This is a genomic window from Agriterribacter sp. (genome assembly GCF_035444585.1).
Classification (GTDB): Bacteria; Bacteroidota; Bacteroidia; order Chitinophagales; family Chitinophagaceae; genus Agriterribacter.
Genome location: NZ_DAOMOZ010000004.1, coordinates 36,335 through 55,234, shown reverse-complemented (window position 1 = coordinate 55,234; position 18,900 = coordinate 36,335). Strand labels below are relative to the sequence as shown.

General features: G+C 43.9%; 13 protein-coding genes. 9 read left to right on the top strand and 4 right to left on the bottom strand.

What is annotated here, in order from left to right; genetic code table 11:
- Positions 1-242: 242 nt before the first annotated feature.
- From PLH26_RS00915 to PLH26_RS00905, 3 genes are all read right to left on the bottom strand, one after another.
- Positions 243-662 carry a DUF5053 domain-containing protein gene (locus PLH26_RS00915; protein WP_324584089.1) on the bottom strand — a complete coding sequence of 140 codons (420 nt, stop codon included), beginning with the start codon at positions 660-662 and terminating at the stop codon, positions 243-245.
- A 40-nt stretch (positions 663-702) separates the two neighbouring features.
- Positions 703-870, bottom strand: coding sequence for a hypothetical protein (locus PLH26_RS00910; protein ID WP_324584088.1), 168 nt, complete (start codon positions 868-870; stop codon positions 703-705).
- 400 nt (positions 871-1,270) lie between these two features.
- Positions 1,271-1,762, bottom strand: a complete 492-nt coding sequence (locus tag PLH26_RS00905; RefSeq protein WP_324584087.1) for a terminase small subunit — start codon at positions 1,760-1,762, stop codon at positions 1,271-1,273.
- Positions 1,763-2,091: 329 nt separating this feature from the next.
- On the opposite strand from PLH26_RS00905, the gene PLH26_RS00900 reads away from it, so the two are divergent.
- From PLH26_RS00900 to PLH26_RS00860, 9 genes are all read left to right on the top strand, one after another.
- The gene (locus PLH26_RS00900; RefSeq protein WP_324584086.1) at positions 2,092-2,331 is read left to right on the top strand and encodes a hypothetical protein; all 240 of its coding nucleotides are present in this window, start codon (positions 2,092-2,094) and stop codon (positions 2,329-2,331) included.
- A 21-nt stretch (positions 2,332-2,352) separates the two neighbouring features.
- Positions 2,353-5,574, top strand: a complete 3,222-nt coding sequence (locus tag PLH26_RS00895; protein ID WP_324584085.1) for a CHAT domain-containing protein — start codon at positions 2,353-2,355, stop codon at positions 5,572-5,574.
- 379 nt (positions 5,575-5,953) lie between these two features.
- Entirely contained in the window at positions 5,954-9,025 is a 3,072-nt protein-coding gene (locus PLH26_RS00890) for a SusC/RagA family TonB-linked outer membrane protein (RefSeq protein WP_324584084.1), read from the top strand.
- A gap of 16 nt (positions 9,026-9,041) precedes the next feature.
- Complete coding sequence (locus tag PLH26_RS00885; RefSeq protein WP_324584083.1) at positions 9,042-10,754, top strand: RagB/SusD family nutrient uptake outer membrane protein; 1,713 nt, start codon at positions 9,042-9,044, stop codon at positions 10,752-10,754.
- A 240-nt stretch (positions 10,755-10,994) separates the two neighbouring features.
- A complete protein-coding gene (locus PLH26_RS00880; RefSeq protein ID WP_324584082.1) occupies positions 10,995-12,545 on the top strand; it encodes a family 43 glycosylhydrolase in 1,551 nt (516 codons plus the stop codon).
- 125 nt (positions 12,546-12,670) lie between these two features.
- The gene (locus PLH26_RS00875; protein WP_324584081.1) at positions 12,671-13,999 is read left to right on the top strand and encodes a sugar porter family MFS transporter; all 1,329 of its coding nucleotides are present in this window, start codon (positions 12,671-12,673) and stop codon (positions 13,997-13,999) included.
- Positions 14,000-14,154: 155 nt separating this feature from the next.
- Positions 14,155-16,983, top strand: a complete 2,829-nt coding sequence (locus tag PLH26_RS00870) for a hybrid sensor histidine kinase/response regulator transcription factor (protein ID WP_324584080.1) — start codon at positions 14,155-14,157, stop codon at positions 16,981-16,983.
- Positions 16,984-17,039: 56 nt separating this feature from the next.
- Complete coding sequence (locus tag PLH26_RS00865) at positions 17,040-17,666, top strand: META domain-containing protein (RefSeq protein WP_324584079.1); 627 nt, start codon at positions 17,040-17,042, stop codon at positions 17,664-17,666.
- Positions 17,663-18,451: a copper resistance protein NlpE N-terminal domain-containing protein gene (locus PLH26_RS00860; RefSeq protein WP_324584078.1), complete on the top strand. Its 789-nt coding sequence runs from the start codon at positions 17,663-17,665 to the stop codon at positions 18,449-18,451. The genes PLH26_RS00865 and PLH26_RS00860 overlap by 4 nt, the downstream gene beginning before the upstream one ends.
- Before the next feature lie 91 nt (positions 18,452-18,542).
- Here PLH26_RS00860 and PLH26_RS00855 read toward each other — a convergent pair.
- Positions 18,543-18,900, bottom strand: a 358-nt coding sequence (locus tag PLH26_RS00855; RefSeq protein WP_324584077.1) for an MFS transporter, incomplete at its 5' end; no start/stop codon positions are given.

The window sequence follows — 18,900 nt, the reverse complement described above, 5'->3', positions numbered from 1 at the left end:
AGTTCGAAAATTGTCCCGACAGGACGACTTATAAAACAACAGAATCCGCATTCACATTGTGTTTGCGGATTTTTGTTTGGAAGAGGTAGCAAAAAGGGTAGCAATTAATATATCTTTGTCCATCGGTAAGAATTATTTGTGAACAGGGGCTCCGTTTCTACGCGGCCCTTTTTTATTATCACTAAATATCAATGTTCAAAAATTGCCTCGCACTGGCTCTATGCGGGGCGGTGTTATAACAATCATCCATTTAAGGACAATGAGCCAATGTTTTTAGCAGCTTTGCTTGTTTTTAAAGATATTTCGTTTAAAGCTTTAGTGAGTGTTGTCAATTCAGCATCGGTGAACTTGCTGGGCTTGCCGTTTACAATATTGCCGTTAATACGCTGGTAAAGCCAGCTTCTTGTTTTTCCAAAATAGGTTTGAGCAATTGTTGAAAGAGAAATTATATCGGCAACATCCGAAAGCTGCTCCCTGACATTTATTATCTTTTCAATCTGCTCGATTTTACTTCCTGATGTAGCTATTCCTGATTTTATAAAAGAAGCAATTTTCTTTTTTGCTTCAGGATCATCTTTATATTTACGATATAAGGCCTCAAGCTTTGCATCGTATTTGCTGGTACCTGCCAGTTTCATGAGTTGTTCAAGTTCTTTTTTCATACCGTGTGTTTTAAGGATGGCCCCTTTTCGGGGGCTTTTGTTATCCCTTTTTTAGTCTTTGTTTCAGTTCAGATATTTTTTCGAGGTAAAAGTTAATCTGTTTCTCAATTTCCTCTTCACTGATCTGAAACTTTTCTGCCAGTTTCAAAAAAGCAGTAAGTTGCTCTTTTTCGGATTCGATCAATTTTTCAATTTCATTGTTGTCCATTTTGTGATGATTGAATGATTATTATAACACTGTAAAGATAATAATCATTTGGTTATTGTGCAAGTTTTTTTGGCACAAAAAGCCCCGGCATAGACATACCAGGGCTATTCTTTTTTGCAAACCAAGGGACCCACGGCATGGAAATGTCAGGTCCACACACATTAAAACCTAAATGGAAAGTCTTCGGTCCCGATTGTTATCGGGGAGATAGAATACTGTTTTGGCGCCTACAAGCTTTTTATCAATTTCTTCTTTGGTGACAAAATGGTTCATGCTACTGATCCGATATGCATCGTGTCCCTTCAAATAGAAAACTGTTTCGGATGTAGGAAATTCATCGGCTGCACGCCTGGCGGCCTCCGATAAGGAAATATTCCTATCTAAAAAATCTTTGATTAACTCAATTTTTTTCTGTCTGGTTTTGTCGGCTTGCATGGTCTGCATCTATTAGGTGTTTAATTATTTCATCCAGTTTTTCGTCACTTTGATTATTGAGGAGGACATTGTTGTCAATATCCATCTTATCGCGCAGCCCAAGATCCCGGGCTATAATATTTGCATTGAATGCACCGGCTGCAGCTCCTTCAAACTTTTGTGTTCTGATAATTTCCTCTATGCGGGTAATGACTGACAAAAAACCTTCAGATTGCTTTTCTCTTTTTCTTAATTCCCGCCAAAAGGTCTCCGAAGCTCCCAGGTATAAGCAAAGGCCGGAGAGAGTGTATGGCCGGGAAACAGGTACTTTGATCATTTTGCCAACTTTCTCCCCGCTTTTAATTACTTCATTCCTATGCGATGGGTTATTATCATTACGGGTGAAATATTCCGCTGCAGCTTCCCATAATAGTTTTGCTGAGGCAAACAATTTCCGTCGCCCATGTTGTGAGCGCATTTCCCGGAATTGATTTTTTAATACTTTATTATCGTTTGTTTATTGGCCCTATAAAGGCACAGTTACTTCCTACGGGGCTAACACAATGGTTCGGAATGTAAAGCAAGACAGAAACGGAAACATTTTGATTGCTGCATCATGGGGGCGCTGCGATGCCCGCCTTAATAATATTACCCCCTTAAAAAAGCCCGGTACCAGTTTCGCACATCAGTTATAAACCGGTTTTCTCATGTTCAGCTGCTTACTGCAACAACGCAGTTTCTTTTCTAAGAAACTGTTTTTTTATTTCATAAATGCAAAAAATATGTATCTTTTGGCTTTTTAGTATTATGCCTTCCAAAACCCTGAGCCACCCTATTGTTGAGGCTGTTAAAGCCAATGATGACAAAGCGCTGAAATGCCTGCAGGCTGTATCTAAAAATCAAAGTTCTCTCTACCGGCAAAAAGCAATGTGGTATCTCGCATTGATCTATATAAAACAGGAGAAAAAAGCGGCGGTCCGAGACTTACTCAACAGTATAACAGATATACCGGAAGCCAAAGAATTGCTGAACCGCATATCCGATTAAGCCGATAAAAAGTGTTATTCAATGAAACATATACTGCTGCATATATTGTTCTGTGTACTGTGCTGTATTGAAGTCAACGGCCAATATGCACCGGGTGATTATGCAAAAGCGCAGTTGGCACTGATCCATTATAAGTTAGACAGCAGCTTGCATTATATAGCCCAGGCAAAAAAATATTATACTGCCAGTCAAAAACCCGACAGTCTTGCATTAACACTGGCACTGGAAACACTGGTTGTTTGGGAAAAGGGAACTACCACAAAAGCGATTGAAAAAGCAGATTCGGCTTTTCGTACTGTATTAAACAAAACACCTGCCAAAAGCAATGGCAGGGTAGCATTAAATTCGATTGCGGGAAGCCTTTATGCAAGTAAATACCAATTCGATTCTGCAGCAATATACTATAACAGAGCATTGAATGCTGCCGATACTCTTCGACCGCAACTTCCCCTCGTTGTTTTGTATATGAATCTTTCAAAAATGGAAATGCTGAAGGAGAACACAGTAAAAGCTGAGCATTACTACAACAAAGCTTACCAAACGCTCCAGACTGTTGATCCCGGGGATGAAACTACGCTGACAGACCTGCTGATTACGCGTACGCAATACTTTATAGTAGGCGGAAATTATAATGCTGCCCTGGAATCAGCAACGAAAGCAGGTGAATTGATAAAAAAAAACCTGCATCCCGGCAATCCCAAAGCAGCCAAAAACTTCGCGAACTTATCAGCTATATGTTATTACCTCGGCAGGTATGAAGAGGCGTTAACATACCGGCAGAAAGCATTGAATGTTTACCTGCAAACCAATATGCAGGACATCAGCAGCAGCGCTCCATTTTATGTTACCTATTACAATATGGGGCAGCTATATTACTACCTGCATGAACATACGCTTGCTGCAAACTATTTACACAAAGCGCTGAATATAGGTGCAAACATATATGGGCGGCAAAACCTGGGCATGGTAAATATTCTTGTGCAGTTTGGCTCAGTACAGCAAAAGCTGAAAAATCATGACCAGGCCAAAGTTTATATAGAAGAAGCATATCACATCCAAAAAACATTAAATCCCACCGATTATCCGGCGCTCGCATATATTGAATCATTTTACGGTGATGTATTTGCCGATGAAAAAAAACACGACAGCGCTGCGCATTACTACAATGCATCTATTGCACATTACGGGAAGGCGGGTGAAGCATTGTCGTATTATGCATTGTATACCCGTGCAAACCTTGCTTCGGCATATGCTGCTACGGGCAGATCGGCCGCGGCATTGCAGGTGCAAAAAGACGTGCTGAAAAAGTTCCGGAAAAATTTCCCGTTGCTTAAACAACCCGTTGTAGAATTTTTAAGCGATATCTCCCTTACTTATCTGGAAACGCAGCAAACAGACAGCGCGCAATTGTATGCCGACAGCGCTATACTGATGCAAACCGAATTTAAAACATTACCGGCAAATCCGTCTGCATGGCTAACCCGGCTTCCCTTTTCTTTCAGGGTAAGCAAGCATGTACAAATAATGCTTGATATATTATACAAAAAATATCACCAGTCAAAAGAAAAGAAACACCTGCTCGGGATCATCGAAACAATAGACGCATACTCGGCTTATATTTCAGAAAACATATACAAGCTCAGAACCCAAAGCTCACTGATAGAACAATCGGAAAGCAATAAACAAATTTACGCTTCGGGCATTGATGCCTGCTGGATACTAAGTAATATCGAAAGCAAACAGCAATATGTTGAAAAAGCCTTCATGTTTGCCGAACAGGGCAAAGCCTTGTTGCTGAAGCTGGCATCAAATAATGTTATGATAGATGATGCATTGCAGGATGAAGATGCAGTTGTAAAAAAAGACATTGCTTTAAGAAAGGAAATAAGCAGCCTGAATGAGCAATACCTGAATGCGGAAGCAGGCGCCGATTCTTTACTCCGGCTGCTGACAGGTGTTATTGAAACCTATCGCACCTTCCAGGACAGTCTCCAAAAAGCAGGTGATCCATATTTCTATAAAAGATATTCAGCAGCAAACTATCCGCTTAAAGAAATACGGGAAACATTATTGAGTGGCGGATCAACACTTATTGAATTTGCGCTTACAGAAAGATACCTGTATACGTTTGTAATTACGCAGGATAGTATTCATGCAATACAAAGCAATAAAGATATTGTAAACTCCATTTATGGGATTGAAAACCCTCAAACACTTACTCTACGTGGCTTCCGGGATAGCGCGTATAAGTTGTACAGCAACCTGATAAAGCCGGTTGAACACTGGTTTGCAGGCAATAAATTGATAATTGTGCCGGACGCCGATCTGTACTACCTGAATTTTGAAACACTCGTTACCGATACTACAGGCAGTGCTTTTACATCACTGAAATATCTCATTCACGATTATAATATATCATACCTCCTTTCGGCCAATGTTGCGGTTCAACTAAAAAAACATGACCGCCAACCTGAAAGAAAAAGTAAAGCGCTGCTGTTTGCACCGGTTTTCACCGATTCAATGAAACGGGCATATAAAAATCAGAGAGTCGCACCGGAATATGATTCATCTTATTTCAGCCTGTTCCGCCAGCCCTTTGCATTACAGGCTGTACGCAATATATATGGATTGATGCCTGCCGATATGTTTCTTGAGCACCAGGCGCTGGAATCTAACTTTAAGCGATCGGCAGCCCAATACAGGATCCTGCATTTGGGCACACATGCGCAGGTAAGCGACATTGACCCGTTGCAGTCAAGGCTTTTTTTTGCAAAGGAGGCTGATACCATTGCACCCGGCGATGACGGAAATTTATATGCTTATGAAATTTACTCCATGCAGCTAAAGGCGGAGCTTGCTGTACTTTTTGCCTGCGAAACCGGCAGGGGCGCCGTACATTCAGGAGAGGGTGTGATGTCGCTGGCACATAGCTTTATGTTTGCAGGTTGCCCGGGCGTCGTTATGAGCCTCTGGAAAATTGACGAAAAGACAAATGCTCAGATCGTCACAGACTTTTATAAGCACCTTAAAAAAGGTCATACCAAAAGCGAGGCCTTAAGAAAGGCAAAGCTCAGTTTTCTTGAAAACAATCACGGCGAATTAGCCAACCCGTTTTACTGGGGCGGGTTATGCGTAATTGGTGACGATGCTGCACTCTATTCAACCGGCAACAGGTTATACTGGTTTATGGGTGTGGTCATTGCCGCGCTTGCGCTGGTTTATTTCTTCAGAAGAATATCTTAGCATTTATCCCCGCAACCGCCTGCTCGTTTTGATATTCTCTCATATATACCCGAAATGCTTTAAAAGGATCCGCACCAGAAAGCTCCGGGTGCGGGGTGGCTTCCGAAGTTAACATAGCACGTAAATATATGAACCGATCTTGTGTCCTGTATCTAAAGTTTATGTTACAGGATCTGAACTGCTGATGCTATAAAGCAGTATATCCTTTCATAAACAATTGGTTTTCAATTTTTACTTTTTGCTTTTCACAATGTTCAGATTTGAAAATGATTGTAACGGAAGCAGAACATATTCAATTTACCGGAAACCATTTTTACAGCGGCACTTAAAACTGCTGATATAAAAACTTCACTTTTCATAAAAACTAAATTGCTGTTGTATGAAGAAAACAATATGTTTCTTATACGTGCTTGTTAGTGTTTTCACCTGTTATGCTCAACAGATAACATTAACAGGAACTGTAACCAACAAAAAAGACCAGGCTCCTTTGCCCGGCGTTTCGGTTCAATCCCAATCTGCTACTGTTGCCACAGACCTGAAAGGCATGTTTTCAATTCCCACATTTATTGGAGACAGGCTGAGGTTCACTCACTCAGGCATGCTTGTCAAACTGTATGTTGTGCAGGCAGGTGCTCAGTCCATCAACATCCGGATGACAGAATCAGGAGATACGCTGCAGACCGTTATTGTTACGGGTTACCAAACAGAAAAGAAAGCAGACCTCACGGGTGCGGTTTCCGTTGTTAAAATGAGTGATATCAAAGACAACCCGCTTGGCAATCCTCTCCGGTCCTTACAGGGACGGCTACCTGGCGTTATGATCACTACCGATGGCTCGCCCATGGGTGAAGCAACAGTGCGTATCCGAGGTACAGGCACACTCGGTAATAATGATCCACTATATGTAATAGATGGCATCCCTACGCGCCAATCACTCACTACCCTTAACCCGGATGATATAGAATCCATCCAGGTGCTGAAAGATGCCTCTTCCGCTACTATTTATGGCTCGAGGGCCGCCAATGGTGTGATCGTAATTACTACAAAAAAAGCAAAGAAAGGATATTCAAGAATTGATTTCAATACTTCAATAAGCTTACAAAGCTATCAGAAAAAGCCTAAAATACTCAACACGGAACAACGCGGAGAAAGGTATTGGCAGGCAGCGGTCAATGACCATTTTGATCCGAATAACAACCAGATCTACCAGTATGACTGGAACAATGATTTCGACAACCCGGTATTGAACAAGGTGATACTGCCGGGGTTTATTGACCCGGAAAAAACAATGCAACCGGCAAATACCAACTGGTTTGAGGAAATATCCCAGACCTCGCTCATACAATCGCACAATATCTCGCTATCGCATGGCAGTGAAAAAGGAAGTTCTCTCTTTTCGCTTAGTTATTACAACAATAAAGGAATTATCAAAGAATCATTTCAAAACAGGATCACGGCAAGATTCAATTCCGAATACCAGTTTTTTAAAGGGCGGGTGAAAATCGGTGAAAATTTTTCAGCCAGTTTTATCAAAGGCTCAACACTGCCGACCGGCGACATCATGTTTTTTGCAACGGTTTTACAGCCCATTGTTCCTGTACATACCATTGACGGCGGATGGGGCGGACCAGCGCCAGGCATGACTGACCGGCACAACCCGGTGCGATTAATAGAAGATAATAAGCAAAACAAGAATTATACATTTGCACCTTTCGGCAACGCTTATGCGGAAGTAGAAATTATTCCCGGTCTCCGTTTCAAATCCAGCTTTGGGGTAGATGCCACCCTTAGATATTTCAGGGAATTGAGAAAATCATACCGCTCCGGTTTTCTTTCAGATCCTTCCAACCAGGTAAATACGAGCCAGAACAATGGATACACAACCACTTTCCAGAATACGCTGAATTTTACCAAAATCCTGGATAAGCATGCAATCAATGTACTGGTAGGGGAAGAAGAGGTTAACAACGGGTTTCAAAACTTCAGCGGCAGCCGGCAGGGGCTTGCACTTGAAACCCTCGACTATGCTTATCTTGATGCAGGCTCAACAAATGTGAATAACGGAGGTAGTGGCGGCGGTTACGCACTGGTGTCTTTTTTTGGAAAAGCTCAATATACTTTCGACAGCAAATACCTGGCATCGTTTACTATCCGCAGGGATGGGTCGTCAAGGTTTGGAAAAAACAACCGATATGGAACTTTCCCTGCATTTTCCCTTGGATGGCGTATCAGCCGGGAAACATTTGTTCGCGAAAATCTCCCTTTTATCTCCGATCTTAAATTACGATATGGATGGGGGCGTGCCGGTAACCAGGAGATCAGCAATACGGCTGTATATGGCATCTACAGGGCAATTTACGGAGGCGACCGTTTTGGTAACGATGGCGGAACCGCTTATGATATTACCGGAGCCGGTACCGGTCAGTTACCTTCGGGATTTGTAGCGCAGCAGGCAGCGAATGAAAACTTAAAATGGGAATCTTCCACGCAATCCAATATAGGAATTGACTTTGGCTTCCTGGATAACAGGCTTACAGGTTCTGCCGACTATTTTGTAAAAAAAGCAACGGATATACTTGTGTTACCTCCACCCATCGCCGTACTTGGAGAAGGGGGCTCTTACTACCAGAATGGTGCTTCGATGAACAATAAAGGTTTCGAATTATTGCTCACCTATGCAAACAACAACAACACAGGCCTTTCTTATACCATTAGCGGGAATATATCTACCTATAGAAATCAAGTTGTTTATCTTCCTTCTTCTGTGCTGACAGCTTACCCGGGCAATGGAACAGATAAAACAATTCTGGGTCGTTCGCTTGGCTCCTATTTTGGCTATATAGCAGACGGTATTTTCAAAACACAGAAAGAAGTAGATGATCATGCTGCACAAACAGGTAAAGGAACAGGAAGGATCCGCTTTAAGGATCTGAACAATGACGGAACCATTAATGATCTCGACAGGGATTTTATAGGAAAACCGGATCCTTCGTTCATCTACGGTATCAATTTTACCATGAAATGGCAGGATTTTGATTTTGCCTGTTTTTTTCAGGGGGTGAGTGGAGGGAAGGTGAACCATGCGTACAAGATTTACAGTGATTTCAGCTCGCTTTGGGTTGGCACCAACTGGGGTGCACGTACGCTCGACGCGTGGTCTCCCACCAATACCAGTTCGGAAATTCCTGCACTCACTTTACTGGATGCAAACCAGGAAGCACGGTTCTCTACTTATTTCCTGGAACCGGCAACCTATTTGAAGTTAAGAACACTGCAGGTAGGTTACGCATTGAACAATATATCCAAAACGGTTAAAGCCCGCGTATTTCTTGAAGGCACAAATCTTGTTACCATCAAATCGAAAAAATTCAGCGGTGTTGACCCGGAATCGTTGAACAGTGGATATCCCATACCGTCTGTTTACACACTTGGATTAAACATTTCCTTCTAACATTAAATCTTATAAAATGACACGGTATTTATATATTTCCTTATTGCTGTTACTGGCTTCCTGTACCCAACTGGATAAGACACCCCAGGGAATTATCTCGGATGAGCAGTTGAATACACCTGAAAATATTGACAAGCTCTGCATCGCAGCCTACTCCGGCCTGGGTAATGACTGGGGCTTTGCCCCGTATGCAAGCATGTGGGTAACAGGCAGCGTTCGGAGCGGTGAAGCGTATAAAGGTGGCGACGGAGTAGGAGACCAGGATTTTATAAATGCCTTTGAAGTATTTACCCTAAACCGTATAGACAACTTCGCTATGGATGTAATATGGTACCGGTTGTACGTGGGTATTAAAAGGGTAAACACTGCGATAAGCAAATTAAATGCCGTTGATGAGCAACTGTTTCCTGCAAAAAAAACAAGACTGGCGGAAATGCGGTTCTTAAGAGGGCATTTTTATTTTATGCTCAAAATTATTTTTAAGCATATTCCTTATATTGATGAAAATGTATTGCCCGAGGATTACAAAGTAGTTTCAAACAGAGCGCTGACCAATGATCAGCTATGGAATAGCATTGCAGCAGAGTTTGCATATGCGGCTGATAATCTTCCGGGCGATCAGCCGGAGACCGGGCGTGCCAATAAGTGGGCCGCCAAAGCATACCTGGCAAGAGTTACTTTATACCAGGCTTATACACAGGGCGATAATGATCATGCAGTAACGGGCATTGATGCGGCCAAACTGAATGAGGTTGTTGGTTTGTGCAACGAAGTGATTGGTTCAGGCAAATATTCTTTAAGTACGGATTTTGCACATAATTTTTTAACACAGTTTGAAAACGGACCTGAATCCATTTTTGCTATCCAGTTTTCAAAAGATGACGGAACAGCGGTGGGCAGGATTGCTACGGGCGATTATTTGAATTATCCCATGAATCCTGAATTTGGCTGTTGTGGTTTTCATATGCCGAGTCAGAGCATGGTGAATTCTTTTAAGACTTCACCACAGGGCCTGCCACAGTTTGACACATATAACAATACCGATATTTTGGAGGGCAGTGATTTTCTTACCCATACTTTCGACCCGCGATTGGATCATACGGTTGCCATTATTGGTCATCCATATAAGTACAGCACCAACTTTATTTTTGCCAAATCATGGTTGCGTGCCCCCGAAGTATATGGTAACTATATGAGCCTGAAAGAGGTGGTAGCGCCCGATGATCCTTCGTTCAAAAAAATGCCACCTTTCATGTCGAGCTCCAAAAACCAGGATATCATCCGCTTTGATGACATACTGCTGTATAAGGCTGAAGCATTAATCGAATTGAACAGGGAAATGGAAGCTTTGCCACTGATCAACCAGGTACGGGAACGTGCCATCAACAGCACAGACCTGTTGAAACAGGCCGATAATTCCCCGGCTTCCAATTATCATATGGATATCTATAAACCCGGGGTCAATTGCAACTGGACAAAAGATTTTGCAAGACAGGCATTGCAATGGGAACGCAAGCTGGAATTCTCCATGGAAGGTTGGCGGTTTTTTGATTTGGTTCGCTGGGGAATTGCTGCCGAAACATTGAATGCGTATTTCGCCAGGGAGAAAACAAGGCGCCCGCATTTAAACACAGCCCATTTCCAGAAGAATAAAGACGAATACTGGCCGATTCCTTTAAACCAGATCAATTACAGCAGCGGCTTGTATGAGCAAAATCCGGGTTGGTAGAGGAAAAATTTCAAACAAATGACAGCAAAAAATGCATCCGAACTTATTGAGTTGTGCATCCCGGTTCCCCGATCCCGGCTATGATGAACAAGCGGGAAGTTCCCGTGGTATATTACTTCCCGCATTTTTAACTGTCAATTGTTTTTGTGATTCCATAGTAAATAAACTGTATATGTCTTACATTGCTTAGCCATTGATCATCAACATAGCGTTTAGCCCGCAAAAAATAAAAATAAAAAAATGAAAAGAAGAAACTTTCTCCAGGCATCAGGTATGTTTCCCTTTATTGCGGGAAACCTTGCAAAAGATCTTCCCGGAAATGAATATAGGATTATTCAGCCGGGTAGTGAAAAAAACATTCCGCCGCCGGCCAGGGAATTTTTTTACAGGCCCGAAAATGCATGGGCGGGGGATTTCATCCCTTTATATGCAGAGGGGAAATTCCAGCTATTCTACCTGTTAGACTGGCGCAATGCTGAAAAGCACGGGGAAGGCGTTCCGTGGTATCGCTTATCTACCACCGATTTTGTACATTATGAAGAGTATGGAGAAGTGATCCCGCGTGGTACGAAGGAAGAGCAGGACCTGTCTATTTTTACGGGGAGCGCATTAAAGGCGGATAATACCTACCACATATTTTATACCGGTCATAACCATCACCTCGTAGCAAAAGGTAAGCCGATGCAGGCGGTAATGCACGCGGTGAGCAATGATCTGCAGCACTGGAAAAAAATACCCGAACATACTTTTTTTGCTCCCACCGGCAGGTATGAAAAAAATGACTGGCGCGACCCATTCGTGTATTTCAATGAAGAGACGAAGGAGTACAATATGCTGCTTGCCGCAAGGTTCAACGAGGGCATCCCAAGGCGGCGCGGTCTTACTGCCCTCTGCACTTCAAAAGACCTCGTGAAATGGGAAGTGAAAGATCCTTTTTATGCACCCAATGAATATATCACGCACGAATGCCCCGACCTGTTTAAAATCGGGGACTGGTGGTACCTTGTCTTTTCAGAGTATTCGGATCTGGTGGCTACCCGGTACCGGATGAGCCGTTCTCTGAAAGGGCCGTGGTTAACTCCCAAACAGGACACTTTCGACGGTCATGCTTTCTATGCAGCAAAAACTGCTTCAGATGGCAGCAACAGGTTCATCTTTGGCTGGAATCCTACGAGAAGTGAAAATAAGGATAGCGGCGCGTGGAACTGGGGCGGCAATCTTGTGGTACACCAGCTTGTTCAGCAGCCGAACGGGGAGCTAACCGTTCGTGTACCCGATACAGTCAGGAAAGCATTCAGCAAAAATATACCACAATCATTCAAAACCGCTGAAGGAGCAAAGATCGCGGGAAGCAGGGAGATAGAAGTAAAGGCCGAGGGCGTTTTTAGCGCTGTTGCCGCAGGTAAAATGCCCGGTACATGCAGGATCAGCACCAGCATCGTTTTTTCAAAGCCGCCAAGAGCATTAGGTTGTATGCTGCGCTGCAGCGATGACCTGGAAAAGTGTTATTATATCAGGCTGGAGCCCGGCAGGAGCAGGCTTGTATTTGATATGTGGCCGCGGAAAGACAACGTAATCAGCCAGATGATAGAGCTGGAGCGCTATGTGGAGCTGAAAGCCGGTTCCCCTGTATCAATGGAAGTTTTTGTTGACGGCAGTATAGGAATAGTATATGTGAATGACAGGGTTGCTATGGATTTTCGCGCTTATGATCTTCCGGAAGGGAACTGGGGCTTTTTTGTGAACGACGGATCAGCCCGTTTCAGAGATATTGAATTGACAACATTATAATAGCGCCTGATATAAACAGCGTGCTGCATTTGTATTGCATGGCTCAACAGTGCTTCCGGCGTACAAGAGAGCGACGCAACAACAGGTGAACAGGGAACTGACGCCGGTAACACAAAACAATCGTTATGCAAAAAAAAGACATCACGGTATTATCCTGGTCGGTAATTGTTGCTTTGGGAGGTTTCCTTTTTGGTTTTGATACGGCCGTGATATCAGGCGTTGAGAAATCAATCCAGTCTCTTTTCAGTCTTTCATCCTTCTGGCATGGCTTTACCATTTCTTCGGCATTGATAGGAACCCTGCTCGGCGCTTTATTTGGAGGATGGCCTGCAGAAAAATACGGGCGGAAGCCGGTATTGTTCATTATAGCCCTGCTGTTTGGTTTATCGGCTGCAGGCAGTGCACTGGTCAACAGCCTTCCGGCATTTATTGTTTACCGGTTTCTCGGGGGCATTGCGGTGGGTGCTTCTTCAGTGGTGGCGCCAATGTATATTTCCGAAATATCGCCCGCGCGTATGCGTGGCCGTATGACGGCAATGTTCCAGTTCAATGTGATCTTCGGCATCCTGATCGCCTATGTATCCAATTATGCGCTGCGCGGTATCAATGATAATGACTGGCGCTGGATGCTCGGTGTAGGCGCAATACCATCTTTTATCTATTTTTTTCTTTTATTTTTCATTGATGAAAGTCCGCATTACCTGATCAAAATGGGAAAAGAAGCCGCGGCAGCAAAAGTGCTGGGCAAGGTGTACAGTGAAAATGCAGACCGGCGGATAGCAGAGATCCACGAAAGTGTGACACAAAAAAAAGAAAAGTTATTCTCCGGTCTGTTTACAAAATCAATTTCGATCGCTTTTCTTGTTGCCATGTTCAACCAGTTTTCAGGCATTAATGCGATCCTGTACTTCGCACCACGGATATTTGAATTATCAGGCGTGCCGGCAGCCGATTCATTTCTGCAATCGGTTGTTATTGGAGCGACCAATGCCCTCTTCACCATATTAGGACTGGCAATCATAGATAAGGTGGGAAGGAAAAAATTATTGATCGCCGGTTCGGCCGGTATGTGCATCTGCCTGCTGCTGGTAGCAAGAATATTTTACATCCAGCAATTCGGCGGATACCAGCTCCTGTATTTATTAATAGGGTACATCATGTTTTTTGCTTTTTCTACCGGCGCTGTCATCTGGGTGCTGATATCGGAAGTATTTCCCGGCAGCGTGCGCGGCAAGGGGCAGTCGCTCGGTTCCTTTACGCATTGGTTTTTTGCAGCACTGATCACTTTCCTGTTCCCGGCGGTGGTGGAAAAAACAACGTATGGCGGCGCGCATGCTTTTGCTTTTTTTGCGGTGATGATGCTGCTACAGGCCATTACCGTATGGAAATACTTTCCCGAAACAAAGGGTAAAACACTTGAAGAGCTGGGACATGAATTGCTGCAACGTAAATGAGCAAACGATGCATGATTTTTACCATTAGAATTACACCTGTGGTTGCTGAATCCATATTGTCCCGGAAATTATTTCGGTGATCTGTTTAGCTTTTTTTACTTTCAAACCTCAAATGAGCGGCAGCTTTTGCCACAACAGCATCATAACGAGTGCAAATGCGGATACTCAATGTCATTGATCTTACAGGCCCGGTGAATACGGCAACGGGCAGCAATGCAGGGCGCTCCTGCATTTGTATAGCAGGATGGATGCTGGTGCTTTTGTATGCTTCGCTGCTGTCGTGTAGTTCTTCTCAAAAGAACGACAGGAAATTCAGGATCGGTTTTTCGCAATGTACAGGCGATCCCAACTGGAAAAAAGCAACGCTGGACGCATTGCAAAGAGAACTCGCTTTTCATCCCGGAGCAGAGCTTATCTATAAAAACGCGGGCGATAACAGTGATCTGCAGGTGGCTCAAATCGAAGAACTTTCGCGGTCGCAAATTGATATTTTACTGGTCTCTCCCAACGAAGCCCTGCCGCTCACCGCTGCTGTAGAAGCGGTTTTTAACAAAGGAATACCTGTTATTGTTATTGACCGTAAAATTGCTTCAGATAAGTTTACCTGTTATGTGGGTACCGATAATTTCAGTATTGGTAAAATGGCAGGCGAATATATACTAAATACTTTTCCGGGCGAGATCAGTATCATTGAAATTTCGGGTCTTAAGGGTTCCACACCTACCAGCGAGCGGTCAAGGGGATTTCATGAAAGCATTTCCGGTAAAAGCCGCGTGAAGGTCAAAGCCCGTGTTGAAGGCGCCTGGCTGCGGGAAGGCGCTAAGGAGGCGTTACTCAGCATAAAAGATACGCTTGCGGCCAATGACATCATTTTTGCACAGAACGATCCGATGGTACTGGGCGCTTATGACGTATACAAAACTTTGGGGCTTGAGAAAACAGCTAAATTTATCGGTGTGGATGGCTTACCGGGGCCCAATGGCGGTATACAATTAGTGTCCGATAAAATACTCCAGGCCACTTTATTGAATCCCACCGGTGGCGAAGAAGCCATTCAAACAGCATTTAAGATTTTGAACAACGAGCCTTACGATAAGGAGATCATCTTATCTACTGTTGTTATAGATGCTTCCAATGCCCGCATCCTGAAACTGCAAACCGATAAAATAGCCGGACTGCAAAAAGACATTGAAAACCAGTTGAGCCTTTTGTCGGAGCAGCAGCGTCTTTACCGGAGCCAGAATATTGTATTGTATGTGTTGGCAGGTGCTCTGGTTCTCGTGCTGGTATTCGGCGCATTATCGTATTTCGCTTTACGGCATAACCGTAGGATCAACCGTCAGTTGGCTGTTCAAAATACAAAGATCCTGGAGCAAAGTAAAGAGCTGATTGAAATGACGGCGAAGGCAAAGGAAGCGACCGAAGCAAAATTTAACTTCTTTACGAATATTTCACACGAGTTCAGAACGCCATTGACGTTAATGCTTGTTTCCCTGGAAGATACCCTGTCGTCGCGTTCTTTGTTACAAGCGCACAGGAACAACCTTGAGCTTGCCAGGAAAAATGTACACCGCTTGCTGCGACTGGTCAACCAACTCATGGATTTCAGGAAGATTGAGCTGGGTAAAATGAAGATACATGCTACAGAGAACAATATTGTTGGCTTTGTGAAAGATATAGCTGACACATTCAGGGAAGCTGCCCGGAAAAAAGACATTCATTTGAAGGTGGAGTCAAAGTTTCCGGAGATTTTGCTATGGTTTGACATAAGCATGATGGATAAGATCATTCTTAACCTTCTTTCCAACGCTTTCAAGTTTACCGGTGAAAACGGACTGATCCATATTTCTATTGACAAGACCCGAGATGAAAAGTTGGTTGTGTTGAAAGTACAGGATTCAGGTATGGGTATGACGGCGGAAACGGCTGCCCACGCCTTCGATCTGTTTTATGAGGGACATGAATTTGCGCACAATAGCTCAGGGGTTGGTCTGGCACTTTGCAGGGAGTTGGTGGAGCTGCACCACGGTATCATTTCCGTGAAAAGTGAAAGATCGAAGGGCGCTTGTTTTGAAATTGCTTTACCTGCAGGTAACACGCATTTGCTGCCGGAAGAAATAGAAACAGAAAGAATCATTTCTGCCTCGTCTCCGGATTTTGCTATTTATACAGCAGAAGCGGAACCTGTAATATATACAGGAATGCACCACGATGATGCTGCCTCAAAGGACCAGTCGCTGCTGATCATTGATGACAATCCGGAGCTGAGGCAATTTTTGAAAGATAAATTGGGAAAGCGGTTTGAAATTCATGAGGCGGCAAGCGGGAATGCCGGGTTAAATGTCGCTTATGATATGATTCCCGATATAATCATTTGTGATGTTGCAATGCCCGGGTCGGACGGTTTGACTGTTACAGACATGTTGAAAAATGATATCCGCACTTCTCATATCCCTATCATATTGCTGTCGGCAAGAGACAGCATTCACCAGTATATAGAAGGCATGAAGAGCAGGGCCGACGCCTATATCGGAAAACCTTTTAATCTAAGCCACCTTGAAGCAACGTTAAACAGTCTGCTGGTGAACCGGGAAATTCTCCGCGAACATTTTACCAGCGAATTGCCCGGTGAAAAGCGGATCAATCCATCGCAGAAAACAGACAGGAAATTTATTAATGAATTTGCTGCTGTCGTTGCAGGCAATATTTCCAATGAGAACTTCGGGCCTGCAGACATTGCGAAGGAAATGCATATGTCGCGAATGCAGTTGTATCGTAAGATCAAATCTTTACTGGGATATAATGTGAACGACTATATATTGACCGTGCGCCTGCAAAAAGCAAAATTCTTGCTGCTACATGAAACGGATCCCATTTCGGATATTGCATTTAAAACGGGTTTCTCTTCACCGGCCTATTTTTCAACTGTATTCAAATCAAAATTTTCGATGACGCCTTCCGAATACAGAGACAGGAATGAGTGAATTCCCTATCCCGGTTTCCCCCTTAATATTTTATCTTAGTATTAAATTAACAAGCCATGAAAAGATTATCACCAATACTCCTCACCTGCATTTATATGTTATTGAGCGCCTGTAACAGCACTAAAAATGCAGCCACCTCCACAGATCAGTCTACCATGGACAACAACAGCATAACCGGCAAAAAATGGAAGCTCACAGAACTTTACGGCAAGCCGGTAGCTGAAACGATCAATGGTAAGGAACCATTTATACTGTTGCAGGATACGGGTAACCGTTATAGTGCCTCAGCTGGCTGCAATGGACTGGGTGGCACTTTTACCCTTTCGGGTAATGGCAAAATAAAATTTTCGCAGGGTATGTCTACAATGATGGCCTGCGAAAATATGGAAATTGAAACGGGGCTTAAAAAAGTGCTGGATCAAACCGACAACTATACTGTTAACGGGAGTAACCTGTCGTTCAACAAAGCCCGTATGGCGCCACTGGCCCGCTTCCGGGCGGTGGAAAAAAGCATGGCTGATCAGGAGCTGAACGGCTCCTGGGAACTGGATTATATATCCGGTCCTAAAATAGCTTTTGAAGGCTTATACCCCGGTAAAAAGCCGTTCATAACATTTAACCTGGCCGATAGCAGGGCTACCGGCAACAGCAGCTGCAATAATTTTAATGTTTCAGGTCTATGAAAAATCAATTGCTTCCTTTTGTATCAGCAGGCATTTTATTTATCCTTTCGGGGATATCCTGCTCCAATCCCACCAGGAAGATTTCCGGCGACAGTGCCGTAGCACAGCCTGCCGATGGACATAACAGCCGGGTATCGCTCGACTGGAAAGGTAGCTATCATGGCATACTGCCCTGTGCAGACTGCCCGGGCATTGAAACCGTTATCAGCCTGGATGAAAATAATACATATCAATTGACTCAAAAATACCTGGATAGAGACACGGCATGGCACCTTACTTCAGGCAGCTTTACATGGACGGATGATGGCAATAAAATAATACTTGATAAAGCTAACCGCATGCTGCAGGTAGGCGAAAACCAGCTTTCCTGGACCGATAATGACGGCAACAGGGTAAGCGGTGCTTTGGCAGCACATTACAGGCTGGTAAAGCAGGACAATGGTATCACGGAAAAATACTGGAAACTGGTAAGCCTGAACGGTGAGCCGGTAAAGCCGGCCGGCGTGAGAGAAGCATATATCATTCTGAAGCAGGACGGCAACAAGCTAACAGGGCATGGCGGTTGCAATACGCTGAACGGAGGCTATACACTTGTTGCACCGGACAGGATCCGCTTTGCCAATATCAGCGCAACCAAAATGGCATGTGAAGCATTAAAGACCGAACAGGAACTGGTACAGGCATTACGATCGGCCGACAGCTTTCTGGTAAAAGGCGATACTTTATTGCTGTATAAAGGACGCATGGCTCCATTGGCACGTTTTGAAACCGTTTATTTACGATAGCTTTATAGCTGAATCAAAACAATTTCATAAAAGCAGCTCCTTACAACCCTATACCCTACTTCTTATACCTCTTACTACTACACCTTACCGGCTAACGGCTCTCCCCGGATCCTGCTATTTGTTGCAGCTCTTTGTTCTGCTGTAGCGGTCCCATTAAAAAAATGATAACGAACACGGCGATCAGCGCCATTATTCCATAGCCGATAAAAACGCTGTTGTAAGCGAAAGTGTAACCGTTTGTTCTGGAAAAATGCTCAATGGTTATCCCTGAAAGAGATTGAAAAACTGCGCCGCCTAATCCCGCGCCCACGCTGGCCACGCCCCATACTGAAGCCGTAGCATTCAGTGGCACCACATCTGCAGGGAAAGCCATGGTATTGGCCGTATAGGCCGAATAGGCAAAACCGGCAATGCTCAGCACAACCAGTGCTCCGGCAGAACCGGAGATG

Excerpts from the sequence above, each read along its gene's own strand:
- PLH26_RS00905 (WP_324584087.1), bottom strand. The coding sequence starts at position 1,762 with ATGCGCTCACAACATGGGCGACGGAAATTGTTTGCCTCAGCAAAACTA.
- PLH26_RS00885 (WP_324584083.1), top strand. The coding sequence starts at position 9,042 with ATGACACGGTATTTATATATTTCCTTATTGCTGTTACTGGCTTCCTGT.
- PLH26_RS00890 (WP_324584084.1), top strand. The coding sequence starts at position 5,954 with ATGAAGAAAACAATATGTTTCTTATACGTGCTTGTTAGTGTTTTCACC.
- PLH26_RS00875 (WP_324584081.1), top strand. The coding sequence starts at position 12,671 with ATGCAAAAAAAAGACATCACGGTATTATCCTGGTCGGTAATTGTTGCT.
- PLH26_RS00910 (WP_324584088.1), bottom strand. The coding sequence starts at position 870 with ATGGACAACAATGAAATTGAAAAATTGATCGAATCCGAAAAAGAGCAA.
- PLH26_RS00915 (WP_324584089.1), bottom strand. The coding sequence starts at position 662 with ATGAAAAAAGAACTTGAACAACTCATGAAACTGGCAGGTACCAGCAAA.
- PLH26_RS00860 (WP_324584078.1), top strand. The coding sequence starts at position 17,663 with ATGAAAAATCAATTGCTTCCTTTTGTATCAGCAGGCATTTTATTTATC.
- PLH26_RS00895 (WP_324584085.1), top strand. The coding sequence starts at position 2,353 with ATGAAACATATACTGCTGCATATATTGTTCTGTGTACTGTGCTGTATT.
- PLH26_RS00900 (WP_324584086.1), top strand. The coding sequence starts at position 2,092 with ATGCCTTCCAAAACCCTGAGCCACCCTATTGTTGAGGCTGTTAAAGCC.
- PLH26_RS00870 (WP_324584080.1), top strand. The coding sequence starts at position 14,155 with ATGCGGATACTCAATGTCATTGATCTTACAGGCCCGGTGAATACGGCA.
- PLH26_RS00865 (WP_324584079.1), top strand. The coding sequence starts at position 17,040 with ATGAAAAGATTATCACCAATACTCCTCACCTGCATTTATATGTTATTG.
- PLH26_RS00880 (WP_324584082.1), top strand. The coding sequence starts at position 10,995 with ATGAAAAGAAGAAACTTTCTCCAGGCATCAGGTATGTTTCCCTTTATT.